This window comes from Pseudomonas taiwanensis (genome assembly GCF_013393345.1).
In the GTDB taxonomy this organism is placed as follows: Bacteria; Pseudomonadota; Gammaproteobacteria; order Pseudomonadales; family Pseudomonadaceae; genus Metapseudomonas; species Metapseudomonas resinovorans_C.
Window position 1 is genome coordinate 61,563 of record NZ_QJRF01000053.1, and the last position, 19,752, is coordinate 81,314.

Below are 19,752 nucleotides of genomic sequence, written 5' to 3' on the forward strand. Positions count from 1 at the left end.
CAGAAAAGCTGCTCCGCCGCAGTCCTATTCACCCCTGTTACTATCTGGCGCCTTGTCCGCAATGGATGGCGCCCGATACACCATGACTTTCCGCATCCTCCTCCTGCTTGGCGCCCTCAGCGCTTTTGGCCCCATGGCCATCGACTTTTACCTGCCCAGTTTCCCGGCGCTCGCCAAAGCCTTCGCCACCGACGTGGAGCATGTGCAGCTCACCCTGGCGTCCTACTTCATTGGCCTGGCACTCGGCCAACTGATCTATGGTCCGCTGGCGGACCGCTTCGGGCGGCGGCCACCGCTGCTGGTGGGGGTGACCATCTTCACCCTGGCTTCGGTCGCCTGCGCCCTGGCACCCAGCCTGGAGTGGCTGGTGGGCGCGCGTTTCGTCCAGGCCCTGGGTGGCTGCGCGGGGATGGTGGTGTCGCGGGCGGTGGTGCGTGATCTCTGCGATCCCATCGCCTCGGCCAAGGCCTTCTCGCAGTTGATGCTGGTGATGGGGCTGGCGCCGATCCTGGCGCCCCTGGGCGGAGGACTTCTGCTGGAACTGTTCGGCTGGCAATCGATCTTCTGGGGTCTGACCCTGTTCAGCGCGCTGGTGCTGCTGGGCATCGCCGCCTGGTTGCCGGAGACGCTTTCCAACGTCACGCCTCGCGCGCCGCTGAATGGCGCCCTCGGGCAGTACCGTCGGCTGTTCGGCGACTGGCAGTTTCTCGCCTATGGCATGACCGGTGGTTTCGCCATCGCCGGGATGTTCGCCTACATCGCCGGCTCGCCCTTCGTTTTTATCGAACTCTATGGCGTGCCGCCTGAACACTATGGCTGGCTGTTCGGCTCCAACGCGGCGGGATTCATCCTGGTGGCCCAGATCAATGCCGTGCTGCTCCGTCATCGCGGGCCGTCCTTCTGGATGCGGCGGATGGTCTGGGTCTATCTGGTGTGTGCGCTGGCGCTGTTGGCGGTTTCCAGCCTGCAGACGCAAGCGCTGTGGCCGCTGCTGTTACCGCTGTTCGGCTGCATCGCCAGCCTGGGGTGCATCCTGCCCAATGGCTCGGCTTGCGCAATGGCTGGCCAGGGCCAGAACGCGGGTAGCGCCTCGGCGTTGATGGGCAGCCTGCAGTTTGGAGTGGCGGCGGGAGCTGCCGCGCTTGTGGGGTGGCTGCACGACGGCACTGCCATGCCCCTGGCCCTGGTCATCAGCCTGTGCGGCTGCGCGGCAGTCGCCTGTTCGTTGCTGACCTGGCGCCTCGACCGTAACGGCCAGGCGCCCCTGGGTTAACTCGCGATCCGTCTAGACCAGTCAGGCAGGACATGGGGCGCCTTCAGGCGCTCTTCGAGGACGCTGACGAATCGGCGTGCTTCGGCCTCGCTACGAAAGCTCACCGCATGCTGGTCAAGGCAGACTTGCCAGCCGGAACCCTGCGGGGTGGCGGTCGGACGGACAAGAATTTTCACCTCGGTCATCTCCCAATCAAGTGGCGGGGAAGCTGAGTGTAGACCCGGCCAGATGACAGAAAATGACCCGTATCAAGCAGCCGACTGGTGGTCGATACCGTTCGTCCTAACCTTGTTCGCCGCTGCTTGATTGGCGCTCTGGGGCGCGTTGGGCAAGGCTTTCCAGCAATTCCTGGTAACGATTCTCGCTCTGCCGAAGAGCGTCCCGCGCTGACTTCAGGGCGCTGAAATCGATGTCGACGCAGTAGAGCTCCAACTGGTTGTGCAGGTTGCGCAGCACCAGATGGCTGGAGAACACCGTCACCGGGCTGCCATCGCTGCGTTGCAGGGTCAGTTCACTGGCGGGGACGGCGGGGCCGCCGATCAGCCAGTTGTTGATGTCGGCCACCACCTGCTCGCGCATGGCAGGCGGAATGATGAGCTCCTCCAGATGACGCCCCATGGCTTGCTCCAGCGTGTAGCCGTAGAGCTGCTCACTGGCGTGGTTCCAGTAGATCACCCGGCGCTGACGGTCGTAGCCCTGCACCGCGATACGGGGTGTCTGCTCGAACAACTGGCGGAAGCGCCGTTCGCTGGCGCGCAAGGCCTCCTCGTCGCGCTTCTGGGTGCTGATGTCCTGCAGCGTGCCGAATGAGCGGCCATCGGGCTGGACCTCGCCGCGCAGGGCCAGCCACACCGTCTGCCGGTCGCTGGGGAGGTTCAGCCGTGCATTCACCGCAAGGGCCGCGCCTTGCTGGAACAGCGCTTCGAGGCTGCGTTGCACGTTGCCGCGGTCGGCTGGGTGGAAGCGGTTCAGCAGGTCTTCGAGGCTGTCTTCGCCGCCGCAGCCGAGAATGCGCTGGGCGCCCAGGCTCCAGGCGAAACGATGATCGAACTCCCAATTGCCCAGGGTCGCGTCACGCTGCGCCTGCTCCAGTTGCAGGCTGGTGCGCCTCAGTCCTTGGCGCAGGTGCTCGCGGCCCAGGCGGTGACGGCGTTCGAGGAAGAAGATCAGCAGGGCGCTGAACAGGATCAGTACGAAGACGCTGAGCGGCCCCGCGCCAAGGACCAGGAGCCAGGCGCCGGCGCACAACAGGTAAAGGCCTGCGCGAATGGCGGGCCGGACGACGGTGGGATGCATCCTGAACCCCGGCGGAGCTGAAACGATGCGGCGTGGCCGGCCGCTGGCGAGACGAGAAAAAGCATAGTCCCTTTGCACTCGCGTACCGGACCGTTCGCCAGCGCATCAGCTCGCCGGTCAGTGCCGACTCGTCCGTTCGCGGTGCAGCCCTTCGCGAATGAATTCGCTCCACAAAAGCGTGCGGGCGCTCTTCTTGTAGGAGCGAGCTTGCTCGCGAAGTCCGAGCACGGTCTTTCGCGAGCAAGCTCGCTCCTACAGAAAAGGAGTTCCCAACGGACAGGCTCAGAAACCTTCGAGCACGATCTTGCCCTTGGCCTTGCCACTTTCCAGCAGCGCATGGGCGCGGCGCAGGTTGGTGGTGTTGATGGTGCCGAAGTGCTCGCCCACGGTGGTCTTCAGCACGCCCGCGTCAATCAGTTGGCTGACACGCTCCAGCAGACGGTGCTGTTCGAGGATGTCCGGCGTCTGGAACATCGAGCGCGTGTACATGAACTCCCAGTGCAGGGACAGGCTCTTACGCTTGAGCTTGGCCACGTCCAGCGAAGCCGGGTCGTCGATCAGACCGAGCCGGCCTTGGGGCGCCAGGGCTTCCACCAACTGATCCAGGTGCTGATCGGTCTGGGTCAGGCTGGCCACGTGGGTGACCTGGGTGAGGCCGGCGCGGCGCAGTTCCTCGGCCAGGGGCTTGCTGTGGTCCAGCACGTGGTGGGCCCCCAGTTCGCGCACCCAGGCCTGGGTTTCCGGACGCGAGGCGGTACCGATCACGGTCAGGCCGGTGAGTTGTCGGGCCAGTTGTACCAGGATCGAACCCACGCCCCCGGCAGCGCCTACCACCAGCAGGCTCTGGCCCTGGTCGGCCGTGCCCTCGGCAATCTGCAGGCGGTCGAACAACAGCTCCCAGGCGGTGATGGAGGTCAGCGGCAGGGCGGCGGCCTGGGCGAAGTCCAGGCTCTCCGGCATGTGGCCGACGATGCGCTCATCCACCCGATGGACTTCCGCGTTGCCGCCCGGACGCGTCAGGTCACCGGCGTAGAACACGCGGTCGCCCGGCTGGAACAGGGTGACGTCGCTGCCCACTGCCTTGACCACACCCGCCACGTCCCAGCCCAGCACCTTGGGTTGACCGGCTTCGGGAGGCGCATTGCGGCGGACCTTGGTGTCCACCGGATTGACCGAAATGGCACGGACCTCCACCAGCAGGTCGCGTGGGCCCGGTTGTGGCTCCGGCAACAGGATGTCCTGCAAGGACTCGGGATTGTCGATGGGCAGGTTCTGGAAATAGGCGACGGCTTTCATCGGGATTCTCCGCATGGGGCTTGATGCGCCGCATGGTCGGTTATTTCGCTGGCGAGAGAAATCGGCTAGAAAGCGACAGTCTTTCAATGAGAATTTGAAAATGCTGCGCCTCGACGATCTCGCCCTGTTCGTCAGCACCGCTGACCACGGTAGCCTCTCGGCCGCCGCCCGCAAGCTGGATGTCTCACCGGCCGTGGCCAGCGCCGCGCTCAAGCGCCTGGAGCAGCAGTTGGAGGTGCGCCTGTTCGCCCGCTCCACCCGCAGCCTGCGCCTGACGCCCGAGGGCGAGCAGTTCCTCGTCCATGCGCGCAACGCTTTGGCCAGCCTGGAAGAGGGGCAGCGGCAACTGGCGGGCGGCCGCGAAGATATTGCAGGGGTGCTGCAGCTGTCGGTGCCCTCGGATTTCGGCCGCAATGTGCTGGTGCCCTGGCTCGATGACTTCCAGCGCGAGCACCCACGCCTGGCCATTCGCCTGCACCTCAGCGACCGGGTTGCCGATCTGTTCCGCCAATCGGTGGACATCGCCATCCGCTACGGCGAGCCGGAAGACTCCAGCCTGGTGGCGCTGCCTCTGGCCGCCGCCAATCGTCGGGTGCTTTGCGCCTCCCCCGATTATTTCGCCCGTCATGGCCGGCCGCAGCAGCCTGAGGACCTGGCGGGGCACAACTGCCTGCTCTACCAACTGGGCGGGCGCGTGCATGATCGCTGGAGCTTCAGCGAGGGTCGGCGCGAGCAAGTGGTGGCCGTGAGCGGCAACCGTACCTGCGACGATGCCGACGTCGTGCGACGTTGGGCACTGTCCGGGCAGGGGCTCATCTACAAGTCCTGGCTGGATGTGGCCGGGGATATCCAGGCCGGGCGCCTGGAACTGGCCTTGCCGCAGTACCGTGGGCAGGCCACGCCGCTGAACCTGATCTGCGCCCACCGTGCCCAACTCAGCAAGCCGGTACGGCTGCTCCGCGAGTTCGTCCAGGTTCGCTGCGCCACGCTACTCGTCGGCGCGCCCTGGAGTTGAGTGTCGGTCGTGGTAATGCCGGCGTCTGATCGTCGAATTGCTCGGGCCTGAGGTTCCGCTATCGTCTGGATAAGCCGTGGCCTGCGTGGAGACTCCCGTGGCTGACTTGTGTCCGACCTACCTGAATCCTGCCGGGCCCGCGCCTGGCGCCTGCCGTGGGAGTGCCGGCTGATGCTGCGTAACCGCGAGCCTGGTGCTTTCCTGCCGACCTTGCTGCTGGTCTTCAGCGGTTACCTGCTGCTGGCCCTGGGGGCTGTCTGGCTGTCTCGCCAGCCCGGCAGCATTGCCACCCTCTGGTACGCCAACGCCTTCACCGTGGCCTTGCTCTGGGACCAGCCGCTGCGCCGCTGGGCGCCATTGCTGGTGGGGGCGATGCTCGCTGATCTTCTGGCCAACCTGGCCTTCGGCGATGGCTTTTTCCGGGCGGCGAGCTTCATCCCGCCCAATCTGTTGGAAGTGGTGCTGGCCGCGTCCCTGTTGCGGGTCAGCGGCGCGGCATTGCGGATGAACGAAAGCCCCGGGGCCTTCCTCCAGTTCATCTTTTTCGGTGCCCTGCTGCCGCCATTGATGGGCGCCAGCCTGGGAGCCAGCATTCTCGCCTGGCAGGGGCTGGATTCCTTCGAACGGGGCTGGATGTACTGGGTCGAGGGCGCCATGCTCGGCGCTGTCTCGGTGCTACCCCTGGCCGTCTGGCTGCGCCAGCACAGCGGCTGGGAACTGATCGGTGAGCGCCGCCACCACGAACTGCTGCTCTATGTCGGGCTGGTGGTGCTGGGCACACCCTTCGCCCTGCTGCTGTTGCCGTTCCCCTTCGTCTACCTGTCCCTGCCGCTGATCATCGCCGCGGTGCGCCTGACCTTCGCCAGCACCGCGCTGCTGGTGGCGCTGGCGTCGGTGAGCGGCGGGCTGATCATTGCCCTGGGCATGATGGAGCTGCCCGTTCCGCAGGAGGGCTGGCGCGACCTGCTGATCTACCTGCCGCTGCTGCTGGCACTGTTGCCGGCGCTGCTGCTTGCCTCGGCGGTGGAACAACTGCGTCGGCGCCGGCGCGAACTGGCGGCCAGCGAATCACGCTTTCGCGACGCCATGGACCATTCCGCCATCGGCATGGCGCTGGTGGGGCTGGATGGCCGCTGGCAACGGGTCAACCGGGCGCTCTGCGACATGCTCGGCTATGCGGAGGAGGAACTCGCCCGCCTGAACTTCCAGGACGTCACCCACCCCGACGACCTGGAGGGCGACCTTGAACTGGTGCGTGAGGTCCTCGCCGGGCGGCGTCACAGCTACCGCCTGGAAAAGCGCTACCTGCATAAGAGTGGGCGGGAAATCTGGGGATTGCTGGCGGTATCCCTGGTGCGTGACCACGAAGGTGAGCCGCTGTACTTCATTGCGCAGATCGAGGACATCGACCGGCGCAAGCGCGCCGAGGAGCGCGAGGCGGAACTGGCGCGCCGCTATTCGGTGGCGACCGAGGCCAGCGGTGTCGGCGTCTGGGAATGGGACCTGGTCAACGATCGCCTGCTCTGGGACGAGGGCATGTATCGCCTGTATGGTCGCAGCCTGGGTGATGAGCTGTCTTTCGCCGATTGGCGGGCCCACCTGCACCCGGACGATGCCACCCGCGCCGAACGCGAGGTGCTGGCCGCGCGGGAAGGCAGCCGGCGCCTGGACATCGAATTTCGTATTCGTCGTGGTGACGGCAACCATCGCGTCCTCAAGGGGCATGCGCGACTGGTCTGCGATGCCAACGGTCAGCCGCTGCGCATGGTCGGCACCAACTGGGACGTCAGCGAGCTGCACCAGCTTGCCGAGCGCCTGCGTGATGAACGCGAGCGACTGCAGGTGACCCTCGATGCCATTGGCGATGGCGTCATCACCTCCGACCTGGAAGGCAGGGTCAGCTTCCTCAATCCGGTGGCCGAACGCCTCAGTGGCTGGGGCAGCGACGAGGCCCGGGGTCTGCCCATCGAACAGGTGTTGCTGCTGGAAGGGGAGGACGGGCGGCTGGTACCCAACCCGGTGCGCGACTGCCTGGAGCGTGGCTGCGCGGCCAGTCTCCAGGGCCTCGCCTCGCTGCGTCACCCGGCCGGGGGCACCATCGCCCTGCGCGGCCAGGCGGCCCCCATGCGTGCAGGCGACGGCACCCTGCTCGGCAGCGTGCTGGTGCTCACCGACGTCAGCGAAGCCCGCGCCATGCAGAAGCACCTGCGCTACGCCGCCACCCACGATGCCCTGACCGGCCTGCTCAATCGTTCGGCCTTCGAGGATGCGCTTGCCGAAAGCTGTCGCGAGGTCGTGCAGAACGGTGGCAACAGCGTGCTTTGCTTCATCGACCTGGACCGCTTCAAGCAGGTCAACGACAACGCCGGTCACGCCGCCGGGGATGAGCTGCTGCGACAGCTTGCGAGGCTGATGCAGGCCCAGGTCCGCGCGGGTGACCAACTGGCACGCCTGGGTGGCGACGAGTTTGCACTGATCCTGCGCAGTTGCCCGTTGGCCCAGGCGGAACTGCTGGCGGCGCGGCTGATCGCCCAGATCCAGGGCGTAGTGCTGGCGTGGGAAGGCCAGGAATTCCGCGTAGGTGCCAGCGTTGGCATCGCCTGCATCCACAGCGCCAATGCGCAGCCGGCGGAGCTTCTGAAACAGGCTGATACAGCTTGCTATCGGGCCAAACACGCAGGTCGGGGACAATTCGCTGTCGAACACCGCTGAGACCGGCGGACCGATATATGACAGCCGCCAAGGCCTGGCCTAATCTCCATCGTCATGGCAGTGAATGAGAAACCCTTGCATTGCCCTTCGCCATACAACGCAAAATTCGAGGTCGATACCATGCGTAAGCTGCTCCTTCTTTCCCTGGCCCTCGTCAGCCCCCTGACCTTCGCCAAGACCGAGTGCACCACCGCCGACAAGTCCACCTGGCAAGACCAGGCCAAGTTCCAGGAAGACCTCAAGGCCCAGGGCTACGACATCAAGAAGTTCAAGGTGACCGCTGGCAACTGCTACGAGATCTACGGCTGGGACAAGGACAAGCGCAAAGTCGAGATCTACTTCAACCCGGTCGACGGCAAGGTGGTCAAGCAGGAGATCGAGGACTGACCCGTGAGCACCGAAACCGTTCGCCTCTGGGACCCGGTCATACGGATCGGCCACTGGTCCCTGGTGGCTGCCTTCATCGGTGACTACTTCCTCAACGAGGCAGGCGACGGCTGGCACCGCTGGCTCGGCTATTACGCCGTGGCGGTGGTGCTGGTGCGGCTGGTGTGGGGCTTCGTCGGCCCCGCATCTGCGCGCTGGGCGGATTTCTCGCCGCGTCCCTCGCAGCTGGCGGCCCATGCCAGGACGCTGCTGAGCGGCGGCCACCTGCACCGCATGGGGCACTCGCCCCTGGGTGGGCTGGTGATGATCCTCATGCTGCTGCTGATGTTCGGCCTCGGCGTCACCGGTTTCCTGATGGAAGAAGTGGACTACTTCTGGGGCGAGGACCTGCCCCGTGACATCCATGTCTTCATGGCCGATAGCCTGTTCTGGCTGGCCTGCCTGCACGTGCTGGCCGCGCTGGTGGAAAGCGTGCGCCTGCGTGAGAACCTGCCCTGGTCCATGGTGACGGGGCGACGCAAGGTGCTTCGCGACTAAGGGCCGCATCGCGGCCCTTTTCGTATGCATTCCCTTTGTAGGGGCGAATTCATTCGCCATTGTAGGAGCTAGCTTGCTAGCGAAAAGTGGCCATTCGCTGGCAAGCCATCTCCTACGGGCATTGCAGCCACTTACAACACCTAATGCATACACAGCGAATGAATTCGCCCAACAGCGTTTTTGCCGCAGACGGATGCGGGCTCGGACGAAGCGTCTTTTCCTGACGCGAGGGTCAAGTTAGAATGCGCGCCGTCGTTGGCCAGGGGGCCGCGACATGGGTTCCCTCACCCCATCGGCAAAAAGGATGCGAACCACTATGCCCGCTGCAACGCCCTCGATCTGGCGCCCGGCCCTGACCGGCCTGATCGCTTTCCACATCCTGATCATCATCGCCAGCAACTACCTGGTGCAGTTGCCTATTACCCTGTTCGGCTGGCACACCACCTGGGGCGCATTCAGCTTTCCCTTTATCTTCTTGGCCACCGACCTGACCGTTCGCCTGATGGGCAAGCAGGCTGCGCGCCGGGTCATCGCGCGGGTCATGGTCCCGGCGCTGCTGGCGTCCTATGCGGTGTCGGTGCTGTTTCAGGAAGCGAGCTTCCAGGGCTTCGCCGCTCTCGGTGAGTTCAACCTGTTCGTCGCGCGGATCTCCCAGGCCAGCTTCCTCGCCTACGTACTGGGCCAGGTGCTGGATATCCAGGTCTTCGACCGCCTGCGGCAGATGCGCCAGTGGTGGATAGCCCCGGTGGCCTCGACCATCGCCGGCAACCTGCTGGATACCTTCGCCTTCTTCTCCGTGGCCTTCTGGCGCAGCGACAACCCCTTCATGGCCGAGCACTGGGTGGAGATCGCTACCGTCGACTATGGCGTCAAGCTGGCCATCAGCCTGGTGTTCTTCGTGCCGCTCTACGGCATGTTGCTCGGCAGCATCCTGCGGTTGCTCAGCCCCCGTCCCGCACCTTCCCTCTAAACGCCTCGCATAACCTGTAGGTTGGGCAGAGCGAAGCGAAACCCAACCTACGAACGCCTTGTGCCTATTTGATCAGCCGCGCATCCAGGCTGTTCTGCGCCAGGCGCTTCGCCTGGTTCTCGGTCATGCCGAGGTGCTCGTGCAGGGCGGCGAAGTTCTCCGTCACGTAGCCGCCGAAGTAGGCCGGGTCGTCGGAGTTCACTGTCACCTTCACACCGCGCTCCAGCATGTCGAGGATGTTGTGCTGGCGCATGTGGTCGAACACGCAAAGCTTGATGTTGGACAGCGGGCAGACGGTGAGCGGAATCTGCTCGTCGATGATGCGCTGCATCAGTCGCTCGTCCTCGACGGCACGTACGCCGTGGTCGATGCGCTCGATCTTGAGCAGGTCCAGGGCTTCCCAGATGTACTCCGGTGGGCCTTCCTCGCCGGCGTGGGCAACGGTGAGGAAGCCTTCGGCGCGGGCGCGGTCGAATACACGCTGGAACTTGCTCGGCGGGTGTCCCTTTTCCGAACTGTCCAGGCCGACGGCGATGAAGGCGTCGCGGAAGGGCAGGGCCTGATCGAGGGTCTTCTGCGCCTCGTCTTCAGAGAGGTGGCGCAGGAAGCTGAGGATCAGCCCGGAGCTGATGCCCAGTTGCTCGCGACCGTCTTCCAGGGCCTGGCGGATGCCGGATAGCACCACCTCGAAGGGAATGCCCCGGTCAGTGTGGGTTTGCGGGTCGAAGAAGGGCTCGGTGTGGATCACGTTCTGCGCCTTGCAGCGTTGCAGGTAGGCCCAGGTCAGGTCGTAGAAATCCTGCTCGGTGCGCAACACGTCGGCACCGGCGTAATAGAGGTCGAGGAACTCCTGCAGGTTATTGAAGGCATACGCCTTGCGCAGGGTTTCCACATCAGCCCAGGGCAGCACCACCTTGTTGCGTTCGGCCAGGGCGAACAGCAGTTCGGGCTCCAGTGAACCTTCCAGGTGCAAGTGCAGCTCGGCCTTGGGCAGGGCATTCAGCCATTCGTACATGGTGGATTCTCTTCATCAGGCGGGGATGGCGGAAAGTTTACCTGTTGTTTGGGCAGATTCATTCGCCAGGGACGGGCACTCTTCGCTCGGTTGGTTTTGTTCGTTTTTCGATCAGCTTCCCGCAAGGCTCGCCAGCCTTGGGCTGCGGCGGATACTCCCAAGCTTATCCACAATCTTTTCCCCGTTGGGCGTGGACAAGATCGGCCCTGCCGAGCGCTTGCTGCGCTGCATGGGGGCGCGGAGGAATGCACCGCAAATCAGATGCTTATGTTTGGGGCAGGGGATAAGTCGGCTACTGGGCAAAAAGCGAACAGTTCTCGCTAAGCCGCGCCGCTGCGGCGTTCCAGGAAAAAGCCCACGAGTTATCCACAGCTGACTCCACAGAATTTGTGGGTGGTATCGAACGTAGGTTCAGACGCGTTGTAGGAGCTAGCTTGCTAGCGAAAAGGGGCCATTCGCTGGCAAGCCAGCTCCTACCGGCAATGCAGGCACAACCAGTGAATTCGCCCCTACAGTCGTTTCACTTCCAGCCGCCCCCGACTGATATCCCGCAGGACCTGCTCGAACCCGGCAATACGGCCCTCGGGCAGGGCCAGGACAAGCTCGGCGCCTTCGGCATCGAAGCGTTCACTTTCCACCAACACGTCGAACTCGGCGAGGCGCGCTTTCAGTAACGGCAGTTCAGCAAAACCGGGATGGCAACTGATGCGACTGCGCGCCACCAGTTCCACACGCTGGCCGCCTTGCAGGCATTTGGCGGCGCTGCCGCCGTAGGCGCGGGCGAGGCCGCCGGTGCCGAGCTGGATTCCGCCGTAATAGCGGATCACCAGTACCGCGACCTGATCGCAGTCCTGGCCTTCGATGGCGGCGAGAATCGGGCGTCCGGCGGTGCCGCCGGGTTCGCCGTCGTCACTGAAACGGTACTGGTTGCCCAGCTTCCAGGCCCAGCAGTTGTGAGAAGCGCCGGGCTCGGACAGGCGTGCGATGAAGGCCTGGGCCTCCTCGACGCTGGCCACTGGGGCTGCGTGGGCGATGAAGCGGCTCTTCTTGATCTCCTCGCGATATTCGGCGGGAGCGGACAGCGTGTACGGCATCAGGCGGTCGCGGGCGGAGTCAGGCCGCAGCCCTTGAGGATGATCTGGATGAGGTTCTGCGTGGCCGCTTCGAAGTCTTCCTTGGTCAGGCGCTTGCGGCCGGTGACGCGGCAGATCTGGGTGTTGAAGTCGGCGTAATGCTGGGTGCTGCCCCAGAGCAGGAAGATCAGGTTGACCGGGTCCACCGGGTCCATCTTGCCGGCGGCGATCCAGGCTTCGAACACGCCCGCGCGGCCCTTGAACCAGGTCCGATAGTCCTGATCGAAGTGCTCGGCCAGGCAGCCACCGCCGCTGATGATCTCCATGGCGAAGATCTTCGAGGCCAGCGGGTGACGTCGGGAGAACTCCATCTTGGCGCGGATGTAGCGGGCCAGCGCCTCGGCCGGGTCATCTTCGGCGGTGAGAGCGTTGAAGGTGCTGTCCCAGAGTTCCAGGTGGTTGCTCAATACCGCGATATACAGCCCCAGCTTGTTGCTGAAGTAGTAATGCAGGTTGGCCTTGGGCAGCCCGGCGCGCACGGCGATGGTGTTCATGCTGGTGCCTTTGAATCCGTGGCGGGCGAACTCTTCTTCCGCAGCAGCGAGTATCAGCTCTTCGTTCTTCTGACGGATACGGCCGGCGGGTTTGATGGAAGGGTCCGGGCTGTGGGCGGGCACCAGTGAAGTCATAGGCTTCCTTATTGTAAGAGGGGGTTGGCGACAGCACTGATAACCCAGGATGACCGCGCCTACAAGCGAAACTGGAGCATCGGTCAGGTTATTCGCGGATTTGTCCGGGCTGCACCGGAATGGAGCTTGAGCGTAGGGTGGATCACGCTTCACCGATCCACCATCGGTGCCGGGCTTGGCCTCGTTGATGGATGTAAAAAGCGACATCCACCCTACAAGATCCGGTTCCTCAACTGGTTGCGGCCAGCGCTTCCAGGAAACTCTCCAGCACCAGGTGCGGCCGGCGACCCTTGCGGGTTACCGAGGCGAGAGACAGGTCATAGAAACGGCTCGCCGGTTTCAGCGCCCGCAGGCGCCCCTGTTGCACCCAGAAGGTGGCGTAGTGGTCCGGCAGATAGCCAATGTAGCGCCCGGTGAGGATCAGGAAGGCCATGCCCTCGCGGTCCGAGGCGCTGGCCGTGCTGTTGAGCACCTGGTAGTGCGACTGGATTTCCGCCGGCAGGCGGAAGGTGGGGGCGATGGCGTCTTGCTCATTCAGGCGCTCGTCGCTCAGTTGCGCATCGTCGGCATAGAACAGCGGGTGGCCGACGGCGCAGTAGAGCAACGAACGCTCGCTGTACAGCGGCTGATACTCCAGGCCGGAGAGGGCCGCGGTCTGCGGTACCACGCCGACGTGCAAGCGTCCGTCGAGGACCCCTTGCTCCACTTCGCTGGGTGGCGTCATGCGGATGTTGATCTGCACATCCGGCCCGAGGGTCTTGAGGCGGGCGAGGGCGTTGGTAATGCGCATGTGCGGCAGGGTCACCAGGTTGTCGGTGAGGCCAATGTTCAGCTCGCCGCGCAAGTGCTGGTGCAGGCCATTGACCTCGGTGCGGAAGGTTTCCAGCGCCGCCAGCAACTGCATGGACGACTGGAACACCTCGCGGCCTTCCTCGGTCAGCGCGAAGCCGGCGCGGCCACGCTGGCACAGGCGCAGCCCGAGGCGTTGCTCCAGGTCGCTCATCTGCTGGCTGATGGCCGAGCGGCCGATGCCCAGCACGCTCTCGGCAGCGGAGAAACCGCCGCATTCCACCACGCTGCGGAAGATGCGCAGCAGGCGGATGTCGAAATCGCTGACCTGCGCCAGCGGTTCGGGGCGGCGGCTGCTCATGGTTTAGTAACCTCTGATCTAAAGATAAGTAAAGTTGGATTTTCGTGACTTTATGCCCGTGGCAATGTCGGCAGCAAGTAGCGCGTCGTTCCTCAGAACAAGACACTTTCGAGGCCATACATGAACATGCCGCAGACCGCCCAGCTTCCCCTCGCCAGCCAGCTCAAGCTGGACGCTCACTGGATGCCGTTCTCCGCCAACCGCAACTTCCAGCGCGACCCGCGCCTGATCGTCGCCGCCGAAGGCAGCTGGCTGATCGACGACCAGGGCCGCCGCATCTATGACAGCCTCTCCGGCCTGTGGACCTGCGGTGCCGGCCACTCGCGCAAGGAAATCCAGGAAGCCGTGGCCAAGCAGCTCGGCACCCTCGACTACTCCCCGGGTTTCCAGTACGGCCATCCGCTGTCCTTCCAGCTGGCCGAGAAGATTGCCAACCTGACCCCCGGCGAACTGAACCACGTGTTCTTCACGGGCTCCGGCTCCGAGTGCGCCGACACTTCCATCAAGATGGCCCGCGCCTACTGGCGCCTGAAAGGCCAACCGCAGAAGACCAAACTGATCGGCCGCGCCCGTGGCTACCACGGCGTGAACGTCGCCGGCACCGCCCTGGGCGGCATCGGTGGCAACCGCAAGATGTTCGGCCAACTGATGGACGTCGACCACCTGCCGCACACCCTGCAGCCGGGCCTGGCCTTCACCAAGGGCGCTGCCGAAACCGGCGGCGTGGAACTGGCCAACGAACTGCTGAAGCTGATCGAACTGCACGACGCGTCCAACATCGCCGCCGTGATCGTCGAGCCGATGTCCGGCTCCGCTGGCGTGATCGTGCCGCCGGCCGGCTACCTGCAGCGCCTGCGCGAAATCTGCGACCAGAACAACATCCTGCTGATCTTCGACGAAGTGATCACTGCCTTCGGCCGCATGGGCACCATGACCGGCGCCGAGTACTTCGGCGTGACCCCGGACCTGATGAACGTGGCCAAGCAGGTCACCAACGGCGCCATCCCCATGGGCGCAGTGATCGCCAGCCGCGAGATCTACCAGACCTTCATGAACCAGGCGACGCCCGAATACGCCGTCGAGTTCACCCACGGCTACACCTACTCCGCACACCCGGTCGCCTGCGCCGCTGGCCTGGCCGCCCTGGACCTGCTGGAGAAGGAAAACCTGGTGCAGCAATCCGCCGAACTGGCCCCGCACTTCGAGAAGGCCATCCATGGCCTGAAGGGCGCCAAGCACGTCATCGACATTCGCAACTGCGGCCTGGCCGGTGCCCTGCAGATTGCCCCGCGTGACGGCGATGCCATCGTCCGTCCGTTCGAGGCCGGCATGGCCCTGTGGAAAGCCGGTTTCTACGTCCGCTTCGGTGGCGACACCCTGCAGTTCGGACCGACCTTCAACGCCAAGCCGGAAGAACTGGATCGCCTGTTCGACGCCGTCGGCCAGGCCCTGCAGGGCGTCAACTGATGAGCCAACGCCCCCAGGCCGTGCCCACCGTGCAGGTGGATAACGACGAGGTGATCGTCACCGAGTGGCGCTTCGCCCCCGGTGCCGAAACCGGTCGCCACCGCCATGGCTATGACTACGTCGTGGTGCCGATGACCAACGGCACCCTGCTGCTGGAAACCCCGGAGGGCGACAAACACGCCCCCCTGGTGGCCGGCCAGAGTTACTTCCGCAAGGCGGGCGTCGAACACAACGTGATCAACGCCAGCGACCACGAAGTAGTCTTCGTGGAAACAGAATTGAAATAGCGCACGGACTGCCCCCTCTCCCTCTGGGAGAGGGCCGGGGGTGAGGGTAATACCCGCCCCTCGGACCTGCCGGCGCCACCAAGACAAAAGCCCTACAAGAGACCCCCACCCATGAGCCTCATCCCGCACCTGATCAACGGCGAACGCATCGACGACCAAGGCCGCACCGCGGACGTGTTCAACCCGTCCACCGGCGAAGCCCACCGCAAGGTTGGCCTGGCCAGCCGCGCCACCATCCAGCAGGCCATCGACGCCGCCAAGGCCGCTTTCCCGGCCTGGCGCAACACCCCGCCGGCCAAGCGCGCCCAGGTGCTGTTCCGCTTCAAGCAACTGCTGGAGCAGAACGAGGCGGTGATCTCCAAGCTGATCGCCGAAGAGCATGGCAAGACCCTCGAAGACGCCGCCGGTGAACTCAAGCGCGGCATCGAGAACGTCGAATACGCCTGCGCCGCCCCGGAAATCCTCAAGGGCGAATACACCCGCAACGTCGGCCCGAACATCGACGCCTGGAGCGACTTCCAGCCGCTGGGCGTGGTCGCCGGCATCACCCCGTTCAACTTCCCGGCCATGGTGCCGTTGTGGATGTACCCGCTGGCCATCGCCTGCGGCAACACCTTCATCCTCAAGCCCTCCGAGCGTGACCCGAGCTCCACCCTGCTGATCGCCGAACTCTTCCATCAGGCCGGCCTGCCCAAGGGCGTGCTGAACGTGGTCAACGGCGACAAGGAAGCCGTGGACGCGCTGATCGAAGCCCCGGAAGTCAAAGCCCTGAGCTTCGTCGGCTCGACCCCGATCGCCGAATACATCTATGCCGAAGGCACCAAGCGCGGCAAGCGCGTGCAGGCCCTGGGTGGCGCGAAGAACCACGCCGTGCTGATGCCCGACGCCGACCTCGACAACGCCGTCAGCGCGCTGATGGGCGCGGCTTATGGTTCCTGCGGCGAGCGCTGCATGGCCATCTCCGTGGCCGTCTGTGTGGGCGACCAGATCGCCGATGCGCTGGTCGACAAGATCGTCCCGCAGATCAAGGGCCTGAAGATCGGCGCCGGCACCAACTGCGGCCTCGACATGGGCCCGCTGGTCACCGCCGCCGCCCGCGACAAGGTGGTCGGTTATATCGACGACGGCGTCGCTGCCGGCGCCAAGCTGGTGGTGGACGGTCGCGGCTACCGCGTCGCCGGTCATGAAGACGGTTACTTCGTCGGCGGCACCCTGTTCGACAACGTCACCGCCGACATGCGTATCTACCAGGAAGAAATCTTCGGCCCGGTGCTCTGCATCGTTCGCGTTGGCAGCCTGGAAGACGCCATGCAGCTGATCAACGACCACGAGTACGGCAACGGCACCTGCATCTTCACCCGCGACGGCGAAGCCGCCCGCCTGTTCTGCGACGAAATCGAAGTGGGCATGGTCGGCGTCAACGTGCCGCTGCCGGTCCCGGTGGCCTACCACAGCTTCGGCGGCTGGAAGCGCTCGCTGTTCGGCGACCTCCACGCCTACGGCCCGGACGGCGTGCGCTTCTACACCCGCCGCAAGGCCATCACCCAGCGCTGGCCGCAACGCGCCAGCCACGAGGCGGCGCAATTCGCCTTCCCCAGCAACGGCTGAGTGATGCGTTGAAACAGAAAGCCCCGGTGATTGCCGGGGCTTTTCTTTGATGGGTACCGCGTCGTTCCAGCGGAGCGCCGCCTGCGATACCCATCAGAGCCTAGAGGCACGGATGTAGGTTGTGGCTGAGCTATGCGAAGCCCAACGATACCGGGCGGACGGCTATTTGCCGGTCTTGCGATTGCGCACGAACAGCACCTTTCCCCCGGTCGTGGTGGTTCCACGTTCCTCAAGTTCGAAGCGATGAGGGTTTCCCTTGATCAGGTCGCTCAGCTTCTTGAAGCCGTACAAACGTGGATCGAAGTCGGTTCGAATCTTGGTGATATCGGAGCCAACTGCCGCAAGCGGCGCCCAGCCGTCTTCGTCGTCGAGTCCGTCGATCACCGTGGCGATCGCATCCACCGGAACCTTCTGCGGCTTGATCGGAGCAGGCTTGTCAGTCGATTTGGCTGGCTCGGCGGCTGGCGCTGGAGCTGCGGGCTGTGGTTTGTCGCCGCTGGCAGCGGGCTCCGGCAGCACCTCCGCGCGCAGTATCTCCGTATAGATGAACTTGTCGCAGGCGGAGACAAAGGGCTTCGGGGTCTTCTCTTCACCGAAGCCGTATACGGTCAGACCTTCTTCTCTCAAGCGCGCGGCCAGACGGGTGAAATCGCTATCGCTGGAAACCAGGCAGAAGCCATCGAAACGCCGGGTGTAGAGCAGGTCCATGGCGTCGATGATCAGTGAGCTGTCGGTGGCGTTTTTGCCCTTGGTGTAGGCGAACTGCTGGATCGGTTGGATGGAGTGGTCGAGTAGGACTTTCTTCCAGCTGCCGAGCTGCGGTGCGGTCCAGTCGCCATAGATGCGTTTGACACTGGCGACGCCGTACTTGGCGATCTCTTCGAAAAGGCCTTCGATGATGGACGCTTGTGCGTTGTCGGCATCGATGAGCACGGCGAGGTGCTTCTGTTGGTGCGTTGGGTGGGCTTTGCTGGCCATGGTTCATCCTTGAAGGGGGATGGCTGAACATACTGCGAAGTCATTGAGCAGCGCCAACCCATCGGACGGAGGAATTGCGGTTTGCTGTTTGGTGGTTACTATAACCACCAAATCCACGCCAAGGACCGGACGCGAACAGTCGACAACTCATGGAACTGATCGAAGCCGATGGATGGTTTCTGGTCAGAACCCGAGGCAGTCACCATCACTTCAAGCACCCGACGAAGCCGGGACTGGTGACGATCCCGCATCCGAAGAAAGACCTGCTGGCCCGGACGGTGGCGAGCATTCTCAAACAGGCCGGACTCAAGTGAGCCAGTCGCATCCACTCCAGAGGAGCCACGTCATGCTTTACCCGATCGCAATCCTTCCCGGTGACGACGGCCACGCCTGGGGTGTGGAGGTTCCTGATCTGCCTGGCTGCTTCTCCGCAGGGGACGACCTGGACGATGCGATGGCCATGGCGCGGGAAGCCATGGCGGGTCACCTGGAAATTCTGGCGGAGGGGGGCGCACCGATTCCGGTGGCGAGGAAGGTGACCTTCCATGCGGCCAATCCGGAGTTTGTCGGCTGTACCTGGGCGCTGGTGGATATCGACGTGACCCGCTACATGGGCAAGGCGGAGAAGCTGAACATCACGCTGCCGGGGTATCTGCTCAATCGTATCGATGAGTATGTGCGCAGCCATCCGGAGCAGAAGAGCCGCTCGGGGTTTCTGGCGGCAGCGGCGTTGCGGGTGTTGCAGGAGGGGTGATGCCTGCGTAGGAGCGAGCTTGCTCGCGAAGCTGTTGCGTCACTTCGCCAGCAAGCTGGCTCCTACCCCAGGAGCAAACGGCTCACACCTTCCGCACGAACTCCGACTTCAGCTTCATCGCGCCGATGCCGTCGATCTTGCAATCGATGTCGTGGTCGCCGTCGACCAGGCGGATGTTCTTCACCTTGGTGCCGACCTTCACCACCAGGGACGAGCCTTTGACCTTGAGGTCCTTGATCACGGTGATGGTGTCGCCGTCTTGCAGGACGTTGCCGACGGAATCCTTGATCACCTTGTCGTCGCTTGCTTCGGCGCCGGCATCGGCGGACCACTCATGGGCGCACTCCGGGCAGATCAGCATTGCGCCGTCTTCGTAGGTGTATTCGGAGTTGCATTTGGGGCAGGGCGGCAGGGTGCTCATGGGGACCTCAACTTCGGTGTCACGAAAAACCATGAATTATATAGGGTTTTGCCACTGCTTTTGCCCGTTTTCTACGATTTCGTACGTCAGATGTATCGGATGCTTTACCGACTTGATCCTATCCAAATTTTTTCGCGAAGAACGGCTGCTAGTCTCCCTGCTCGGATAAATCGCGGGCCGGGCCCGCATCGGGGGGCCAATGCTGCGGGCCTATGAACGTGACTACGAGTGGCTGGGTTATGAGTGAAGCCGTTCCATACGAACTGACCCTGCCGGGGTCGGCCAGGGCATCGATCAAGCATCAACGCCCGCGCTGCATCTGGCTGACCGGCCTGTCAGGCTCGGGCAAGTCCACCTTGGCCAATGCGCTGGAAGTGGAGCTCAACGCCCGTGGCCTGCACACCTACGTGCTGGATGGCGACAACCTGCGCGGCGGCCTGTGCCGGGATCTCGGCATGTCGGCGGAGGATCGCCGCGAAAACGTCCGGCGTATCGCCGAGGTGGCGCGGCTGATGGTGGATGCGGGGCTGGTGGTGATCGTGTCGGCGATCTCCCCGTTCCGCGCCGATCGCGAGGCTGCGCGGCAGCTGTTCGCGCCGGGGGAGTTTTCCACGGTCTACGTCAGTACCTCGTTCGACGCCTGTGCCCGCCGCGACCCCAAAGGGCTGTACCGGGCGGCGCTGGAAGGGCGCATTCGTAACTTCACTGGCCTGGACAGCCCCTACGAACCGCCACTCGATGCGGACTGGGACGTGGACACTGAGGCGATCGCTCTACCACTGGCCATCCGCGATCTGCTCGGGTTCGTGCTGGGCAACTGAAGC

Annotated in this window: 21 protein-coding genes; 12 read left to right on the forward strand and 9 right to left on the reverse strand. The window is 64.2% G+C overall.

Annotated features, from left to right (window positions below; translation table 11 throughout):
- Positions 1–82 precede the first annotated feature (82 nt).
- A complete protein-coding gene (locus DM872_RS11930) occupies positions 83–1,273 on the forward strand; it encodes a Bcr/CflA family multidrug efflux MFS transporter (RefSeq protein WP_179059690.1) in 1,191 nt (396 codons plus the stop codon).
- On the opposite strand, the gene DM872_RS11935 is transcribed toward DM872_RS11930, so the two are convergent.
- The 3 genes from DM872_RS11935 to DM872_RS11945 all read right to left on the reverse strand — a co-directional run bounded on the left by DM872_RS11935 (position 1,270) and on the right by DM872_RS11945 (position 3,865).
- Complete coding sequence (locus DM872_RS11935) at positions 1,270–1,449, reverse strand: hypothetical protein (protein ID WP_120655344.1); 180 nt, start codon at positions 1,447–1,449, stop codon at positions 1,270–1,272. The genes DM872_RS11930 and DM872_RS11935 overlap by 4 nt on opposite strands.
- Positions 1,450–1,555: 106 nt before the next feature.
- Positions 1,556–2,569 (reverse strand): PAS domain-containing protein, encoded by a 1,014-nt coding sequence (locus DM872_RS11940; protein ID WP_179059691.1) that lies wholly within the window; start codon positions 2,567–2,569, stop codon positions 1,556–1,558.
- Between the two features lie 282 nt (positions 2,570–2,851).
- Positions 2,852–3,865, reverse strand: a complete 1,014-nt coding sequence (locus DM872_RS11945) for a zinc-binding alcohol dehydrogenase family protein (RefSeq protein WP_179059692.1) — start codon at positions 3,863–3,865, stop codon at positions 2,852–2,854.
- A gap of 100 nt (positions 3,866–3,965) precedes the next feature.
- Between DM872_RS11945 and DM872_RS11950 the strand changes: the two genes are divergently transcribed.
- From DM872_RS11950 to DM872_RS11970, 5 genes are all read left to right on the forward strand, one after another.
- On the forward strand, positions 3,966–4,880 hold the full coding sequence (locus DM872_RS11950; RefSeq protein ID WP_179059693.1) for a LysR family transcriptional regulator: 915 nt from the start codon (positions 3,966–3,968) through the stop codon (positions 4,878–4,880).
- Between the two features lie 171 nt (positions 4,881–5,051).
- Entirely contained in the window at positions 5,052–7,592 is a 2,541-nt protein-coding gene (locus DM872_RS11955; protein ID WP_179059694.1) for a PAS domain S-box protein, read from the forward strand.
- 120 nt (positions 7,593–7,712) lie between these two features.
- On the forward strand, positions 7,713–7,979 hold the full coding sequence (locus tag DM872_RS11960) for a PepSY domain-containing protein (protein WP_179059695.1): 267 nt from the start codon (positions 7,713–7,715) through the stop codon (positions 7,977–7,979).
- 3 nt (positions 7,980–7,982) lie between these two features.
- The gene (locus DM872_RS11965) at positions 7,983–8,516 is read left to right on the forward strand and encodes a cytochrome b/b6 domain-containing protein (protein ID WP_179059696.1); all 534 of its coding nucleotides are present in this window, start codon (positions 7,983–7,985) and stop codon (positions 8,514–8,516) included.
- Between the two features lie 316 nt (positions 8,517–8,832).
- Positions 8,833–9,486 (forward strand): 7-cyano-7-deazaguanine/7-aminomethyl-7-deazaguanine transporter, encoded by a 654-nt coding sequence (locus DM872_RS11970; protein ID WP_179059697.1) that lies wholly within the window; start codon positions 8,833–8,835, stop codon positions 9,484–9,486.
- A gap of 64 nt (positions 9,487–9,550) precedes the next feature.
- On the opposite strand, the gene DM872_RS11975 is transcribed toward DM872_RS11970, so the two are convergent.
- The 4 genes from DM872_RS11975 to DM872_RS11990 all read right to left on the reverse strand — a co-directional run bounded on the left by DM872_RS11975 (position 9,551) and on the right by DM872_RS11990 (position 13,413).
- Complete coding sequence (locus DM872_RS11975; RefSeq protein ID WP_179059698.1) at positions 9,551–10,501, reverse strand: adenosine deaminase; 951 nt, start codon at positions 10,499–10,501, stop codon at positions 9,551–9,553.
- Between the two features lie 509 nt (positions 10,502–11,010).
- Positions 11,011–11,595 carry an IMPACT family protein gene (locus tag DM872_RS11980; protein WP_179059699.1) on the reverse strand — a complete coding sequence of 195 codons (585 nt, stop codon included), beginning with the start codon at positions 11,593–11,595 and terminating at the stop codon, positions 11,011–11,013.
- The gene (locus tag DM872_RS11985; RefSeq protein WP_179059700.1) at positions 11,595–12,263 is read right to left on the reverse strand and encodes a TetR/AcrR family transcriptional regulator; all 669 of its coding nucleotides are present in this window, start codon (positions 12,261–12,263) and stop codon (positions 11,595–11,597) included. The genes DM872_RS11980 and DM872_RS11985 overlap by 1 nt, the downstream gene beginning before the upstream one ends.
- A gap of 229 nt (positions 12,264–12,492) precedes the next feature.
- A complete protein-coding gene (locus DM872_RS11990; RefSeq protein WP_179059701.1) occupies positions 12,493–13,413 on the reverse strand; it encodes a LysR family transcriptional regulator in 921 nt (306 codons plus the stop codon).
- A 120-nt stretch (positions 13,414–13,533) separates the two neighbouring features.
- On the opposite strand from DM872_RS11990, the gene DM872_RS11995 reads away from it, so the two are divergent.
- The 3 genes from DM872_RS11995 to DM872_RS12005 all read left to right on the forward strand — a co-directional run bounded on the left by DM872_RS11995 (position 13,534) and on the right by DM872_RS12005 (position 16,775).
- Positions 13,534–14,880, forward strand: coding sequence for an aspartate aminotransferase family protein (locus DM872_RS11995; RefSeq protein ID WP_179059702.1), 1,347 nt, complete (start codon positions 13,534–13,536; stop codon positions 14,878–14,880).
- Positions 14,880–15,167, forward strand: a complete 288-nt coding sequence (locus DM872_RS12000) for a cupin domain-containing protein (protein ID WP_077524298.1) — start codon at positions 14,880–14,882, stop codon at positions 15,165–15,167. The genes DM872_RS11995 and DM872_RS12000 overlap by 1 nt, the downstream gene beginning before the upstream one ends.
- A gap of 111 nt (positions 15,168–15,278) precedes the next feature.
- Positions 15,279–16,775: a CoA-acylating methylmalonate-semialdehyde dehydrogenase gene (locus DM872_RS12005; RefSeq protein WP_179059703.1), complete on the forward strand. Its 1,497-nt coding sequence runs from the start codon at positions 15,279–15,281 to the stop codon at positions 16,773–16,775.
- Positions 16,776–16,937: 162 nt separating this feature from the next.
- Here the strand turns inward: DM872_RS12005 and DM872_RS12010 are convergent, their stop codons facing one another.
- On the reverse strand, positions 16,938–17,753 hold the full coding sequence (locus DM872_RS12010; protein WP_077524296.1) for an NYN domain-containing protein: 816 nt from the start codon (positions 17,751–17,753) through the stop codon (positions 16,938–16,940).
- 149 nt (positions 17,754–17,902) lie between these two features.
- Here DM872_RS12010 and DM872_RS12015 point away from each other — a divergent pair, with 149 nt between their 5' ends.
- A complete protein-coding gene (locus DM872_RS12015) occupies positions 17,903–18,067 on the forward strand; it encodes a type II toxin-antitoxin system HicA family toxin (protein ID WP_179059704.1) in 165 nt (54 codons plus the stop codon).
- Positions 18,068–18,099: 32 nt separating this feature from the next.
- A complete protein-coding gene (locus DM872_RS12020; RefSeq protein WP_179059705.1) occupies positions 18,100–18,507 on the forward strand; it encodes a type II toxin-antitoxin system HicB family antitoxin in 408 nt (135 codons plus the stop codon).
- 82 nt (positions 18,508–18,589) lie between these two features.
- Here the strand turns inward: DM872_RS12020 and DM872_RS12025 are convergent, their stop codons facing one another.
- Positions 18,590–18,928, reverse strand: coding sequence for a zinc ribbon domain-containing protein YjdM (locus DM872_RS12025; protein WP_179059706.1), 339 nt, complete (start codon positions 18,926–18,928; stop codon positions 18,590–18,592).
- 239 nt (positions 18,929–19,167) lie between these two features.
- On the opposite strand from DM872_RS12025, the gene cysC reads away from it, so the two are divergent.
- A complete protein-coding gene (cysC, locus tag DM872_RS12030; RefSeq protein WP_256873383.1) occupies positions 19,168–19,749 on the forward strand; it encodes an adenylyl-sulfate kinase in 582 nt (193 codons plus the stop codon).
- Positions 19,750–19,752 lie beyond the last annotated feature (3 nt).

Bases quoted from the DNA above. Each gene is read 5' to 3' on its own strand.
- DM872_RS11985 (WP_179059700.1), bottom strand. From the start codon at position 12,263: ATGACTTCACTGGTGCCCGCCCACAGCCCGGACCCTTCCATCAAACCC.
- DM872_RS11995 (WP_179059702.1), top strand. From the start codon at position 13,534: ATGAACATGCCGCAGACCGCCCAGCTTCCCCTCGCCAGCCAGCTCAAG.
- DM872_RS12010 (WP_077524296.1), bottom strand. From the start codon at position 17,753: ATGGCCAGCAAAGCCCACCCAACGCACCAACAGAAGCACCTCGCCGTG.
- DM872_RS11960 (WP_179059695.1), top strand. From the start codon at position 7,713: ATGCGTAAGCTGCTCCTTCTTTCCCTGGCCCTCGTCAGCCCCCTGACC.
- DM872_RS12020 (WP_179059705.1), top strand. From the start codon at position 18,100: ATGCTTTACCCGATCGCAATCCTTCCCGGTGACGACGGCCACGCCTGG.
- DM872_RS11990 (WP_179059701.1), bottom strand. From the start codon at position 13,413: ATGAGCAGCCGCCGCCCCGAACCGCTGGCGCAGGTCAGCGATTTCGAC.
- DM872_RS12005 (WP_179059703.1), top strand. From the start codon at position 15,279: ATGAGCCTCATCCCGCACCTGATCAACGGCGAACGCATCGACGACCAA.
- DM872_RS11945 (WP_179059692.1), bottom strand. From the start codon at position 3,865: ATGAAAGCCGTCGCCTATTTCCAGAACCTGCCCATCGACAATCCCGAG.
- DM872_RS12015 (WP_179059704.1), top strand. From the start codon at position 17,903: ATGGAACTGATCGAAGCCGATGGATGGTTTCTGGTCAGAACCCGAGGC.
- DM872_RS12000 (WP_077524298.1), top strand. From the start codon at position 14,880: ATGAGCCAACGCCCCCAGGCCGTGCCCACCGTGCAGGTGGATAACGAC.
- DM872_RS11930 (WP_179059690.1), top strand. From the start codon at position 83: ATGACTTTCCGCATCCTCCTCCTGCTTGGCGCCCTCAGCGCTTTTGGC.
- DM872_RS11980 (WP_179059699.1), bottom strand. From the start codon at position 11,595: ATGCCGTACACGCTGTCCGCTCCCGCCGAATATCGCGAGGAGATCAAG.
- DM872_RS11950 (WP_179059693.1), top strand. From the start codon at position 3,966: ATGCTGCGCCTCGACGATCTCGCCCTGTTCGTCAGCACCGCTGACCAC.
- cysC (WP_256873383.1), top strand. From the start codon at position 19,168: ATGAGTGAAGCCGTTCCATACGAACTGACCCTGCCGGGGTCGGCCAGG.
- DM872_RS12025 (WP_179059706.1), bottom strand. From the start codon at position 18,928: ATGAGCACCCTGCCGCCCTGCCCCAAATGCAACTCCGAATACACCTAC.
- DM872_RS11970 (WP_179059697.1), top strand. From the start codon at position 8,833: ATGCCCGCTGCAACGCCCTCGATCTGGCGCCCGGCCCTGACCGGCCTG.
- DM872_RS11955 (WP_179059694.1), top strand. From the start codon at position 5,052: ATGCTGCGTAACCGCGAGCCTGGTGCTTTCCTGCCGACCTTGCTGCTG.
- DM872_RS11975 (WP_179059698.1), bottom strand. From the start codon at position 10,501: ATGTACGAATGGCTGAATGCCCTGCCCAAGGCCGAGCTGCACTTGCAC.
- DM872_RS11940 (WP_179059691.1), bottom strand. From the start codon at position 2,569: ATGCATCCCACCGTCGTCCGGCCCGCCATTCGCGCAGGCCTTTACCTG.